We start from the raw sequence: 12221 nt of genomic DNA, 5'->3' as shown, positions 1-12221 counted from the left end.
TCTATTGCTTCAGAAGCAACTTTACTACTATATCATAAATCACTTTTTGTTGTCAACAACTTTTTTCTTTTATTATTTCTTGTTGTTTTTGCGACAACTTTTATATCTTATCATCTATGCAAGTTAAAGTCAATAACTTTTTTCATTGTTTCGTAACTTACTAGATTTATACAAGCTGCCTTACAGCTGATGTAATCAACACTTTTTAACAGCAAAATTCATATTACGCTCATTGCCTGGATATGTCAACAACTTTTTCTACTTTCCTAGGTTTTTCCGAAAAGCCCTCCCATGATACTAATGATTACGCTCATTATTCTAATAATCAATCCTCTAATTAATAATATAGCGGGTGGGGAAATACTCCTACTATATATATATAATTTTTCTCCATGGCACGTCTTGGAAATCTTAGTACCTAGTTTGCTCCTTCTAAATACGTTGCAAAGACCCTTTGAAAATCTATACCGGACTCATTGAAATTCAATGAGTCCTCCACTACATCTATTCCAATAATTCAATTCTTGCTTAGAATCATCAATTTTCTTTCCTATATATAAGTAATATATTTCTGGAATTTTTCTGCATCTGCTTTTTTACATTTAACGACTAATTTTGTTCCTTCTTGCTCAAAATCTTCTGCAATAACATCTGCATGTTCATTAAAATAGGATACGACTCGACCATCTGTATACGGAATAAGTAGTTCACATTGCACATAATCACTAAAAATATATTGCTTGATTTGCTCTGTTAATGCGTCCACTCCCTGCCTATCCTTCGCGGAAACATAAACATTATTACTGCCCTCAACTGAGTATTCTCCTTCCACTAAATCCACTTTATTATACGCATGAATTATCGGGATATCTTCTATTCCAATCCCTTCTAATATTTCTTCCGTAAGCTGCCGCTGCTCCTCGTGATGTGGATTGGAAAGATCAATCACATGAATTAGTAGATCTGCTTCAGCAACTTCTTCTAAAGTAGAACGGAACGCTTTGACAAGATGATGTGGCAACTTATTAATAAACCCCACTGTATCCGTTAGTAAAAATGCCTGATTAGTTGCCAGGGTTACACTTCTAACAGAAGTTTCTAGCGTAGCAAATAACATATTCTTTTCAAATACAAATTTTTCTTCTCCCCCATTATAAGATTCTAGTACTGCATTCATCATCGTTGACTTACCTGCGTTCGTATAGCCGACTAGAGATACAACAGGAATTTCATTCTTTTCCCGCTTTCTTCTTTGCATTTTCCGCTGGCTTACCAGATGCTCTAATTCTCTACTTAACTTTGCAATTTGTTCTTCAATTTTTCGGCGATCCAATTCCAATTTTGTTTCACCAGCACCACGGTTATTCAGCCCTGATCCGCCACCTTGGCGCCCTAATGACTTACGGCTACCAATCAATCTGGGGAGACGATATCTTAATTGTGCAATCTCAACTTGTAACTTTGATTCCCTCGTCTTCGCACGTTTGGCAAAAATCTCAAGTATTAGCGTTGTACGGTCAACAACTTCACATTCTGATAGGAACGATTCTAGGTTGCGAATTTGCGATGGAGATAACTCATCATCAAAAATAATAGTATCTGCCCCTGTTTCTTCTACTAATTCTTGCAACTCCTCAATTTTACCAGAGCCAATATAATGTGCTTGGTTCACTCGATTCAGATTCTGTGTGACACTGCCAACCGCCATAATGTTACATGCCGCTGCTAGATTTTCCAATTCCTCCATTGAGTATTGAAAATCATGTTCCTTCTTATTTAAATTGACACCGACTAATATCGCTTTGTTTTCCATAAATATTCCCTCCATTTTTACATAAAAAACACAAACCTCAGCCTGTGCACACGTAAACGGGAAAACCTCATACAATCCAGTAATGATTGTTAGAAAACTAAGGTTTGACCAAGCCTTCCGGTGGTAGCCTTAGTTGCACTTCTTCGTTAAGAAAGTTTTTATACTTTCTTAACTACTAAATAAAACATGCCTATACATAATTGTGATAGGCTCTCCTTCATTCTCTTATTATTTTAGACAACAAAAAGAAGGTAGACTGCTCCCCTTCTTTTAAACATCGCGTATTTAAAAGGTTTCCTAATAAAAGGCAGACTAATCCCGTTTACTCTGCAACAAAAACAGAGCCTCCTAAACGTATTCAGTTAACGTTTTTCAAAGTTTTTAAACGAAGTCTGATAAACACCACTAGGAAAACCTCCATTTCATTAAAGTAAAACTAAGCTTAACATAACTTTAATCCGCTTTCAATGATCTCTTCACCCTAAAGCATGCATTTTACAAACAGATAAATGCAGCTTACCGCTTCTTACCTACGTGCTCCCTACAAATTAAAGACAGTATAGTTAAAAACAAATACAATAACAGTACTGAGACAATAAACAAAGACGAGGAGGATTGCTTATATGAAAATATTACTTGATATTGATGATGACTATGAAGAAACAACTGTAACGATTAAGTGTAAAGTAATGGATGACTCGATTCAGGAAATCCTCGATTTTTTTAAAGGGAGGGAACAGGAATTTTTTGTAGGTAAAGATGGGGATATGCAGCATATTCTTAAACCAGCAGAAATTCATTATCTTTATTCCAGAGAGGATAACGTAATTGCGGTCACATCGAATGGAGAATTTACAATGAAAGAAAAGCTTTATGAGCTGGAAAGAGCACTCTCATCTAGAAGGTTTATCCGGCTTTCCAAATCAGTTATTGCAAATCTTTATGAACTAAGTCGATTCGAAGCCTCATTTAATGGCACCCTTTGTGTATATTTTAAATCGGGAGTAAAGGAATATGTCTCAAGACATTATGTACCAACTATAAAAGAAGCATTAAAAATGAAAAGGAGGAATAATGAATGAAATCCTTTCTATTTAGAAGTTTAATCGGTATTTTTTTTGGAGCATTCGTAGCCGTTGTTACTACGATTTCTATTATTTACTTTGGTAGGGTGGAGCAGTTGGATGGTGAAATGTTTCTAAGGAATTCACTCGGTTCTATCTTTTGCGGCTGGTTTTTCACGGTATCACCACTGTATTTTGAAATTGATTCACTAAAGCTTCCAACTCAAACAGCATTACACTTTATTACGGTGACAGTTAGCTACTTTGTTTTATCTTTAGGAATTGGCTGGATCCCATTTAGCTTCCCAACCATTCTATTAATACTAGGATTGTTCCTGATTGTGTATTCAATTATTTGGTTATGTTTCTATCTATATTTTAAAAATGAAGCGAAGAAACTGAATGCTGAACTTTAAGATTTAATTAGGAGGGATATTAATGGAATTTACTAGAGATTATGCGATGTATACAGCCATATTTGGAATGTTTAGTATGTGCTGGTTTGGCTGGGCTCAGGAAAATCCAAGGAAAAGCTGGCGGAAGTATCTTGGGCTTGCTTCCGGAATTGCCCTCGTCGTTAGTATCATTGGCATTTATTTAAGTGTGACCCATTGGCATAGTCCTTCTGCCTTAGCAGATTCAACCGCATACAAAAATTATTTAATTTTCTTTTTTCTCGAATTCACTTTAGCAGGAATTGGCGCCTTCTTCTTAATTAAATTTAAACGCAGTAATTTTGTTTCCCCATGGATTGCTTTTATTGTAGGCATTCATTTCATCTGGATGAAGGACGTTTTTCAAGACGCTAGTTTATATATTTTAGCGGTACTTCTTATTGGAATCTCATTCATTTCTTTACCGTTATCGAAAATGTTAGAGGTTCCGAACAGTGCGATTACAGGGGCCCTTGCTGGTACAGCGCTATTCTGCTTTGCAATTATTGGATTGATCCGATTCTTACTAATAAGATAGGCCCTGGGCTAAACTCCCAGGGCCTATCTCGTTCCAGTTTAAATCAAGATATAACGGTTTGCTGTCCTAACTCTCGAAGCACACAGCGCCCCTTACCATGTGGTATGCACATTGGCGTACCGAACATTGGATCACATGCTACACTGCATTTCATTTGAAAGACATTATGTACGAGTTCGCTCGTAATAACTTCCTCTGGTTTCCCTTGTGCGAATATCTTCTTATCCTTAATCGCAATCATATGATGCGCATATCGACTTGCAAGATTCAAATCATGCAGTACCATGACAATTGTTCGTCCATCCTTTTCATTCAAATCGAATAATAGATCTAATACGTCAATTTGATGGGTTAAATCCAAATAGGTTGTTGGCTCATCCAATAAAATGATATCGGTTTGTTGTGCCAGCGTTAATGCAATCCATGCGCGTTGTCGTTGACCACCAGATAATGAATCAACGGTTTGATCCTTCAAATCAGCCATGTTCGTTGATTCAAGTGCTTGATGAACAGCATCTTCATCTTCTTTTGACCACTGCTTCATGAAACTGCGATATGGATGTCTTCCTTGTTTCACAAGCTCATAAACGGTTAAACCATCTGGAGCAATTGGACTTTGTGGCAGAACCGCTAGATTCTTCGCCACATCCTTCGTCTTCAGCTTCGCAATTTCTTTTCCATTTAATATAACCGTCCCGCTTTTCGGCTGAAGCAGACGGGCCAACGCACGAAGTAATGTCGATTTCCCACAGCCATTTGGACCAATTAAAACCGTAATTTCGCCTTTAGGTATTTCTATATTTAAATCATCAATAATAATTTTATCTCCAAAACCCAACGTTAAATCTTTTGCTGTTAATGCTTGCATTGGAAGCACTCCCCCATCATAGCATACAGAGACACATATCCATGTATATGTTTTTGTTCTTAACATTACGTTACTTTAAGTCTATTTCCTTTATAAAGATATGTCAATGATAATAACTCTCATTTATAAGCATCAAAAGCGCAGTCTCCCGTTTAGCGATTTACGGAGCACGGATGCTGGAGCTGGACGACACTTCTATTGTCAATGGCATTAAAATAGGGAAATCTTCATACCCTTCTAACTGTAAAAAAATGCTGTCCACCTAAAAAGAAAGACAGCATTTTTATTATTTCACTAATGTATCTAATACAGCATCAATTGTTTTCTTAGATGCTGTTAGCCCTTTATTTGTCCAGCTGCTTGCATCTTCAAGTATATATACTTGGTTGTTTTGAGCTGCCGAGATACTTTGCCACACTTCGCTATTCTCTAATGTTTCAATTCCTTCTTCACCTTCTGCTGCCAGTAAGAAGACATGGTCCGCATCAAGTTCAGATAGTTTTTCCAGAGAGATCGGGTTCCATTCTGGAGTTGCCTTACCTAATGATTCAATAAATGAAGGATAATGCAACCCAACTTCTGAATAGAGAGCGTCTGCACTATGACGATCTTTCTCAAATACGAAGAATTTACCGCCAATTACCCAAATCGCTGCAACCGTTTCATCCCCAATCACTTCTTCTAATTGCTTCCCTGCACTGGCTACCAGGTCATCATATCCAGTTAAAGCTTGTTTTGCCTCTTCTTCCATTCCTAGCAATTGGCCAAATACTTCAATCTGTTTGCGCCAATCTCCAGTGGTTTTCTCGGTCATAACGTAGGTTGGGGCAATTTTATTATAATCCTCGTATGTCCCTTCATAGTTCTCCATATTATTCTCTAAAATAATCAAATCTGGTTCATGACTCAGTACTTGTTCTAACGGCAATGTCCATTCAAGCTTTGGTACATCTTGCAGCTTATCCTCTAAATGAAATTGTAGACTTTCCCCAATTGCCCATTTAGCAACAGGTGTAATACCGAGTGCTAGTAGTGCATCTTCATGAAACGGTGCAATAATTCGCTTAGCACCTAATGGAATCGTAACTTCCCCTTTTTCGGAATCAAGCGTTACTTCTGTTTTTCCTGTTTTTTCTGTATTTACTGCATCATCCGTTGATTCCGGATCTGATGCGTTGTTATTATTTCCACAAGCAGCTAGAAACAGTGTAATAAAAATCATTATACTAAAAAAAAGAAACTCTTTTTTACCATTTATATTCATCATGATATCTCCTTTATGATATAATTCAATTTAATGATAATGATAATCAATTTCAATAGAATAGTCAATTTAATTTCTAGTTTATATATAGAAAATAGGAGATCCATATGCAGGCATTTATTAACCGTTCCAGTCTACTAAAAACAATCATCAACTTGATAGCAATTATAGCCCTTATCGGTTCCATTGGCCTATCTGTATCTTATGGATCAACGAAGGTACCGATTGAAACAGTATGGCAGGCTGTTTTTCACTTCCAGCCTGATATAACAGCCCATCAAGTAATACAGGAGTTGCGGCTGCCGCGAGCAATTGCAGCAGTTCTAATCGGCGCGTTTCTTGCAGTGTCAGGGGCAATTATGCAGGGAATGACTCGGAATCCGCTCGCATCCCCGTCTATAATGGGGGTTACTGATGGAGCTGCATTTGCGCTTGTCATTATTTTAGCATTCTACCCTACTGTATCGAATTTAGGTGGAACATTCGCATCCTTCCTTGGGGCAGGTATAGCCGTTTCAATCATATTCATTATTGGAACGTTGTCCTCTGGAGGATTAACTCCAGTTAAATTAGCTTTAGCTGGAGTGGCAATTGGAGCATTACTGCGTTCAGTCTCCTCCGTTATTTCCTTGCATTTTCAATTAGAAAAAGAAATAGGATTTTGGATGGCTGGTGGGCTTGATAGTGCAGATTGGAATGCTGTAAAACTTCTCGTCCTTTCCGGAATCATCGGCATGTTGATTGCTTTATTCATCTCAAAATCTATTACTGTCCTTAGCTTAGGCGAGGATATGGCAACAGGATTAGGGCAAAATAACACCTTAATAAAAATTCTTGGCATTGTCTCTGTCCTAGTATTAACCGGGGTCTCTATCTCAATTGCGGGCGCAGTCGGCTTCATTGGCTTGATCATACCGCATATCACTCGATTTATTATGGGAAAAGACTATCGATGGATTATACCTTCATCCGCAATCTTTGGTGCTTTACTACTTGTACTTGCTGACCTAGTATCGAGATTAATTAACGCACCATTTGAAACACCAGTTGGAGCAATTACTTCACTCATTGGTGTTCCATTCTTCCTCTACTTAGCGCGGAATAGTGGAGGTGGAAGTAAATGACCACAGTAAAAATTAGAAAGCAGAAAAGATTTATTTGGGCAATGATAACACTAAGCATTCTTATCATTGTCATGTTTTTCATTAGTTTAAGTACAGGGGTAATCCGGATTGCGCCAATGGAAGTAATCGATACGCTATTACATAAAGGAACAAAACAGCAGGCTCTGATATTGTTTGACTTCCGTTTACCTGGCATTGTTTTGGCATTATTAATCGGGGCAATGCTAGCTGTTTCCGGGACCATTTTGCAAGGTGTAACACAGAATGACCTTGCTGATCCTGGAATTTTAGGGATCAATACTGGTGCAGGACTCGCTGTTGTCTTATACATTTACTTTTTCCAAGATATACTGACCTTAACAGGACTGCAATCGATTTACCTCATGCCGTTTGCTGCATTATTCGGGGCAATCTGTGCAGCAGTACTCATTTATTTATTAGCTTGGAAAAGTGGCGTCAATCCAATTCGCCTCGTTTTGGTCGGGATAGGCGTAAATGCAGGATTCAGTGCTATTCTTACTATATTACAATTAAAAATGGATCCGCAGAACTATCGCCAAGTGACCGTATGGCTTGCCGGGGATATATGGAATGCTAATTGGAATTTCGTACTCGCACTATTGCCGTGGGCATTTCTGCTAATCCCAATTGGCATTTATAAAGCAAAGGCATTGGATGTTTTCAATCTTGGCGATGAAGTAGCTGCGGGACTAGGAATTAAAGTAGAAAAAGAAAGAGGCATATTACTGCTGATTGCTGTTGCATTAGCAGGCGCGGCAGTTGCAGCGGGTGGGGCAATTGCTTTCTTAGGTCTAGTTGTTCCACATATAGCAAGAAAGCTGATTGGCCCGTTACATCAGCTGATTATCCCAATATCAACCTTAATCGGTGCATTGCTTCTAATGGTTGCTGATACAATTGGCAAGAATATTTTGGCACCATCGGAAATCCCAGTTGGTATTGTTGTTTCAATTTTAAGCGCACCATATTTTATCTATTTATTAATGAAAGTAAAATAGAACGGGAGGATTTCTTATGGTACAACAAAAAGATATCTACGACATAACGATTATAGGTGGTGGTCCTGTTGGGCTATTCACTGCATTTTACAGTGGTATGAGGGAAATGAAAACGAAGGTTATTGAATTCTTGCCATATCTCGGGGGAAAGGTTCCTTATTTCTATCCCGAAAAGATTATTAGAGATATCGGCGGAATACCAATGATTTCTGGTGAAAAATTAACCGAAGACCTAATTAAGCAGGCAATGACCTTTGATCCAGCAATCATATTGAATGAACAAGTCCTACATATGGAAAAGTTAGAGGATGGCACTTTTCTGTTAACGAGTAACAATGGAGCACAGCATTATACAAAGACGATTGTACTAGCAACAGGGTTTGGTTCATTGAAATCCGTTAAGCTTAATCTTGCAAATGCGATTGATTTTGAAGAGAAAAGCCTCCATTATTCGATTAAAAAGCTGGAAAGTTATCGGGATAAAAATGTCCTTATCTCTGGTGGAGGTAATTCAGCCGTTGATTGGGCAAATGAACTTGAGCCAATAGCGAATAAAGTTACATTAATCTATCGCAAACCGATGTTCACAGGAATTGAAAGCAATGTAAGCAAAATGATCCATTCAACGGTAGATGTGCTAAATCCTTATGAACTGCTTGAACTTAAGGGAATGGGGGGACAAATGACCAGCGCAATTGTGAAGCAAGTTGATGGAAATGACTTAAGAGAAATCGAAGTTGATAATGTTATCGTCAATCACGGCTTTGAAATTAACCTTGGACCAATCACTGAATGGGGGATAAACATAGAGAACGGCACTATTGTTGTGGATCATACAATGTCCACATCAATCCCTGGAATATTCGCTATTGGTGATGTCGCGAACTATCCGAGCAAGCTTGCCTTAATTGCTGGCGGATTTAATGAAGGACCAATTGCCGTAAATGGTGCCAAGCTACACGTTTCACCAAAGGAATCATTGAAGCATTTATTCTCGACGCACTATGAACCACTAACTTCGGGAAATTAATATAAAAGTTGCACTTATGTGGGTAAGAAGGTCGTTATACTTACTTACCTACCAAATTAATCTCTTCGATAGCACCTTCACGATTACTACAGAATACGTCTTGAGACCTACAAGTAACTATTTCTTAAGCTGGTTATCTCCTATTAATAAATTCATTAATATAAATGTAGAAGTAACAGAATGAATTTAAAGGAAGATTAATAATGACTGAGAAGAAAATTTATTTACTACTAACGGATACAGGAACATTATTTACGAGGACGATAAAGTTTTATACGAAAAAACCATATAATCATGCATCGATTGCATTTGATTCTGAGTTATTAGAAACGTATAGCTTTGGCAGAAAAAATCCCAGTAATCCGTTTATCGGCGGATTTGTTAAAGAAAATGTTCGTACGGGTCTATTTCAACACGCGAAATGCATCATCCTCAGTTGCACCGTTACAGAAGAGCAAATAAAGGATTTAAAGCAATTCATGCAACAGATAGCCTTACAAAAGCATTGCTATAAATACAACTTCCTAGGGCTATTTGCAGTATTAGTGAATAAACCAATCCAAAGGGAAAAAGCTTTCTTTTGTTCAGAATTTGTCGCGACCGTACTTCATGAAGTTGGTATTGTTCAATTTCGAAAGCCTTTGTCTTTAATCACTCCAGATGATTTACGGCAGGAGGGATGTTTTGAATTAGTATATAAAGGTTCATTAAACAATCTGTATAATGAACGCAACAGCAGTGTAAGTCCCTGTCTAGCACAGTCGGTGTAGCAGGATATTGCAATCCTCATTGTTTCATTATATCCGCAATATCCTTCTTTATAAAGTTGTATCCAGCAATCGATTCATCACTCCGCAATTGCATGCCTTGCCACATTAGAACCGATTGCTTCCAAAAGACTTTCCTTATTGAAATCAGGGAAATATTCATCTGTAAAATATAATTCTGCATTACTTGATTGCCATAGAAGAAAATTACTAATCCGCTTCTCTCCACCAGTACGGATGAGGATGTCAGGATCCGGCAGGGCCTTCGTATATAAATAACGTTCAAATAATTCTTCGTCAATATTGTCCAATTCAAGTCGATTGTTTTGCACATCCCCAGCCATCCGCCGAACCGCCTGGAGTATATCGTTTCTGCCACCATAATTGAAGGCAATGTTTACAATCAAACCAGTATTGTTCTTTGTCTTATCTATAGCCTTCGTTATTGCTTTCTTGGTGGATGCGGGAATCGTTGTTATATCGCCGGAAACAAGAATTTTAATATTCCTTTTCATAAATCCGGGTAGCTTCTGATTGAAAAACTTAACTGGAAGATACATTAAATAATTCACTTCCGCTTTAGGCCGGGACCAGTTTTCAGAGGAAAATGCATATAGGGTTAGGACTTTTATATCGATATCGATACATGCATCAATTACTCTTTCCATTGCCTCCACACCTGCATAGTGCCCTTCACTTCGAGTGAGCCCTCTTGCCTTCCCCCATCTTCCATTACCATCCATAATAATCGCAACATGCTCTGGAATTGACGAAAACATCGTATCCCACCTCACCTTTCTTATTCATTCGTAAATTTTAATGCCATCATTTTTTCCGTTACTTCTTGTCTAGTGAAATTAAACGATTGCCAGGTGCTTTTTGGCGCATTGTTCACTTCTTCTTTGCGGACTTGGAGTACCGTTCTTAACTCGGGATAATCCGGTTCAATTTCGTATAACGCCAGTAATCCGCCAAGCCCTGTGTAAGAGAGAGAATCCAAATAATAAATGTCAATTTTCCCTGTCTGTTCGAATCGTTCCAAATTATTATTTACAATAATTTGTTCCACGTTCATCACATTCAGCGCTGCATAGAATACAAGTGCCGTGATCGTATAGAAATGTAGTAATGTTAAGCCCTCTAGCCAAACTCGTATAAAGGTATAAGCAAAGATAACCATAAGATAGATCATAAAGGCATGCGCTAGAATACGATCCAATGTAAATTCATATGCAGCTTCATACATACTCAATCGCTGATATGCGGAAGCCAACATAATACCACTAACAGCAATAAGCAGCGTATATAATATCTTTAATGTAAGTTTCATTCGCCCTCCCTGCATATTCACTAGCTTCAAGCAGCTGATTAAAATCGTCCAGTTAATTAATGTAACAAATAAGAGCTCAAAGAATCCTCTTCTCGCATAAGATGCATAGGTAAATCCACCAAGTAATCCATCACTAAAGAAGTAGGGCAACTGAATAGCGGCAAATAATATATATACAGCGTTCAACATGACTAAGACCGTAATCGCCGTTACAGCATCCCAGCGAACTCTCTTTCTCTCTTCTTGAGGTTGGAAATCATTCGTTTGTTTAGATTTTGACCGAACATGTAATACTTGAAAGATTCCAAAGAATAATAGCGTAATGATAATAACGAGAATGATTCGGAAAATCCACTCTTGAAAACTCAGTTGAAAAATGAAATTCGGCAAATGTAACACCAGTTCCTCAAACACAGCGTCTGCTGACATAAGCAATGCTATAACAATAAGAAGTAAAGGAATACCTATTGCCAAACCAATGAAAATCCGTTTTACAAGCTGGATTGCTGCTTCGTCCATATTTTTAAATGTCCGACGAAATAGCATTTTGCAAAACGCCATACTATATTGAATGCCCTCTTGTAGTTTCATGGTTAACATGCGCATAAAGCCCAGTCTTTCCCATTTCAATTTCTTTGGACTTGTAATTAATACAAGATGATAATAAACGAGCGCAGGGATAATAAAAATATTTAGACCATAGAAGAATTCAGTATCAATAAACAAAAAACTTCCTGCAAGTATCCAAACAACCATCATTATAAGTAAACCGATTCGTCGATGATTAAAGGATAATCGATATCTGAGAAATATAACGAAATAAAACCCAGTAATAAATAATGGATACGCTAAGCCAATTCGTCCATGGAAGAAACTAAGCTCTGCCAATATCCCTAAACCGAAACAAACAAGTAAAAATAGCCAGTCTTTCAGCTTTAGTTGAATTTCCACCATATTCCCTCCCATACAT

The 12221-nt window shown here is 37.8% G+C and carries 12 protein-coding genes; 7 read left to right on the top strand and 5 right to left on the bottom strand.

Going from position 1 to position 12221, the window contains the following annotated elements; genetic code table 11:
* Positions 1-550: 550 nt before the first annotated feature.
* Positions 551-1813 carry a GTPase HflX gene (gene hflX / locus CWR48_RS08420; RefSeq protein WP_425453888.1) on the bottom strand — a complete coding sequence of 421 codons (1263 nt, stop codon included), beginning with the start codon at positions 1811-1813 and terminating at the stop codon, positions 551-553.
* Between the two features lie 623 nt (positions 1814-2436).
* Between hflX and CWR48_RS08415 the strand changes: the two genes are divergently transcribed.
* The 3 genes from CWR48_RS08415 to CWR48_RS08405 are packed head-to-tail and all read left to right on the top strand — an operon-like array spanning position 2437 to position 3849.
* Positions 2437-2895 (top strand): LytTR family DNA-binding domain-containing protein, encoded by a 459-nt coding sequence (locus tag CWR48_RS08415; RefSeq protein WP_115772793.1) that lies wholly within the window; start codon positions 2437-2439, stop codon positions 2893-2895.
* Positions 2892-3293, top strand: a complete 402-nt coding sequence (locus CWR48_RS08410; RefSeq protein ID WP_115772792.1) for a DUF3021 domain-containing protein — start codon at positions 2892-2894, stop codon at positions 3291-3293. The genes CWR48_RS08415 and CWR48_RS08410 overlap by 4 nt, the downstream gene beginning before the upstream one ends.
* Positions 3294-3315: 22 nt before the next feature.
* Positions 3316-3849, top strand: coding sequence for a hypothetical protein (locus CWR48_RS08405; RefSeq protein ID WP_115772791.1), 534 nt, complete (start codon positions 3316-3318; stop codon positions 3847-3849).
* 43 nt (positions 3850-3892) lie between these two features.
* Here the strand turns inward: CWR48_RS08405 and CWR48_RS08400 are convergent, their stop codons facing one another.
* Both CWR48_RS08400 and CWR48_RS08395 read right to left on the bottom strand, forming a co-directional pair.
* Positions 3893-4717: an ABC transporter ATP-binding protein gene (locus CWR48_RS08400; RefSeq protein ID WP_115772790.1), complete on the bottom strand. Its 825-nt coding sequence runs from the start codon at positions 4715-4717 to the stop codon at positions 3893-3895.
* 286 nt (positions 4718-5003) lie between these two features.
* A complete protein-coding gene (locus CWR48_RS08395; RefSeq protein ID WP_245976767.1) occupies positions 5004-5984 on the bottom strand; it encodes an ABC transporter substrate-binding protein in 981 nt (326 codons plus the stop codon).
* Between the two features lie 104 nt (positions 5985-6088).
* Between CWR48_RS08395 and CWR48_RS08390 the strand changes: the two genes are divergently transcribed.
* The 4 genes from CWR48_RS08390 (at position 6089) to CWR48_RS08375 (ending at position 9924) form a co-directional block, all read left to right on the top strand.
* Positions 6089-7105 carry a FecCD family ABC transporter permease gene (locus tag CWR48_RS08390; RefSeq protein WP_115772788.1) on the top strand — a complete coding sequence of 339 codons (1017 nt, stop codon included), beginning with the start codon at positions 6089-6091 and terminating at the stop codon, positions 7103-7105.
* Positions 7102-8124 carry a FecCD family ABC transporter permease gene (locus CWR48_RS08385; protein ID WP_115772787.1) on the top strand — a complete coding sequence of 341 codons (1023 nt, stop codon included), beginning with the start codon at positions 7102-7104 and terminating at the stop codon, positions 8122-8124. The genes CWR48_RS08390 and CWR48_RS08385 overlap by 4 nt, the downstream gene beginning before the upstream one ends.
* Positions 8125-8140: 16 nt before the next feature.
* Positions 8141-9154, top strand: a complete 1014-nt coding sequence (locus CWR48_RS08380; RefSeq protein WP_115772786.1) for an NAD(P)/FAD-dependent oxidoreductase — start codon at positions 8141-8143, stop codon at positions 9152-9154.
* 203 nt (positions 9155-9357) lie between these two features.
* Positions 9358-9924, top strand: coding sequence for a hypothetical protein (locus tag CWR48_RS08375; RefSeq protein WP_115772785.1), 567 nt, complete (start codon positions 9358-9360; stop codon positions 9922-9924).
* Positions 9925-10001: 77 nt separating this feature from the next.
* Here the strand turns inward: CWR48_RS08375 and CWR48_RS08370 are convergent, their stop codons facing one another.
* Together CWR48_RS08370 and CWR48_RS08365 are read right to left on the bottom strand one after the other, a co-directional pair.
* Positions 10002-10700 carry an undecaprenyl pyrophosphate synthase gene (locus tag CWR48_RS08370; protein WP_115772784.1) on the bottom strand — a complete coding sequence of 233 codons (699 nt, stop codon included), beginning with the start codon at positions 10698-10700 and terminating at the stop codon, positions 10002-10004.
* Positions 10701-10720: 20 nt separating this feature from the next.
* On the bottom strand, positions 10721-12205 hold the full coding sequence (locus CWR48_RS08365) for a DUF4153 domain-containing protein (protein WP_115772783.1): 1485 nt from the start codon (positions 12203-12205) through the stop codon (positions 10721-10723).
* Positions 12206-12221 lie beyond the last annotated feature (16 nt).

Origin of the sequence: Oceanobacillus arenosus (assembly GCF_003369575.1) — a bacterium.
Lineage (GTDB): Bacteria > Bacillota > Bacilli > Bacillales > Amphibacillaceae > Oceanobacillus > Oceanobacillus arenosus.
Note: the sequence above shows the minus strand (reverse complement) of the source record. Positions and strands in the feature narration are given on the sequence as shown.

Excerpts from the sequence above, each read along its gene's own strand:
- CWR48_RS08380 (WP_115772786.1), top strand. The coding sequence starts at position 8,141 with ATGGTACAACAAAAAGATATCTACGACATAACGATTATAGGTGGTGGT.
- CWR48_RS08395 (WP_245976767.1), bottom strand. The coding sequence starts at position 5,984 with ATGATGAATATAAATGGTAAAAAAGAGTTTCTTTTTTTTAGTATAATG.
- CWR48_RS08370 (WP_115772784.1), bottom strand. The coding sequence starts at position 10,700 with ATGTTTTCGTCAATTCCAGAGCATGTTGCGATTATTATGGATGGTAAT.
- CWR48_RS08365 (WP_115772783.1), bottom strand. The coding sequence starts at position 12,205 with ATGGTGGAAATTCAACTAAAGCTGAAAGACTGGCTATTTTTACTTGTT.
- CWR48_RS08400 (WP_115772790.1), bottom strand. The coding sequence starts at position 4,717 with ATGCAAGCATTAACAGCAAAAGATTTAACGTTGGGTTTTGGAGATAAA.
- hflX (WP_425453888.1), bottom strand. The coding sequence starts at position 1,813 with ATGGAAAACAAAGCGATATTAGTCGGTGTCAATTTAAATAAGAAGGAA.
- CWR48_RS08415 (WP_115772793.1), top strand. The coding sequence starts at position 2,437 with ATGAAAATATTACTTGATATTGATGATGACTATGAAGAAACAACTGTA.
- CWR48_RS08405 (WP_115772791.1), top strand. The coding sequence starts at position 3,316 with ATGGAATTTACTAGAGATTATGCGATGTATACAGCCATATTTGGAATG.
- CWR48_RS08375 (WP_115772785.1), top strand. The coding sequence starts at position 9,358 with ATGACTGAGAAGAAAATTTATTTACTACTAACGGATACAGGAACATTA.
- CWR48_RS08385 (WP_115772787.1), top strand. The coding sequence starts at position 7,102 with ATGACCACAGTAAAAATTAGAAAGCAGAAAAGATTTATTTGGGCAATG.
- CWR48_RS08410 (WP_115772792.1), top strand. The coding sequence starts at position 2,892 with ATGAAATCCTTTCTATTTAGAAGTTTAATCGGTATTTTTTTTGGAGCA.
- CWR48_RS08390 (WP_115772788.1), top strand. The coding sequence starts at position 6,089 with ATGCAGGCATTTATTAACCGTTCCAGTCTACTAAAAACAATCATCAAC.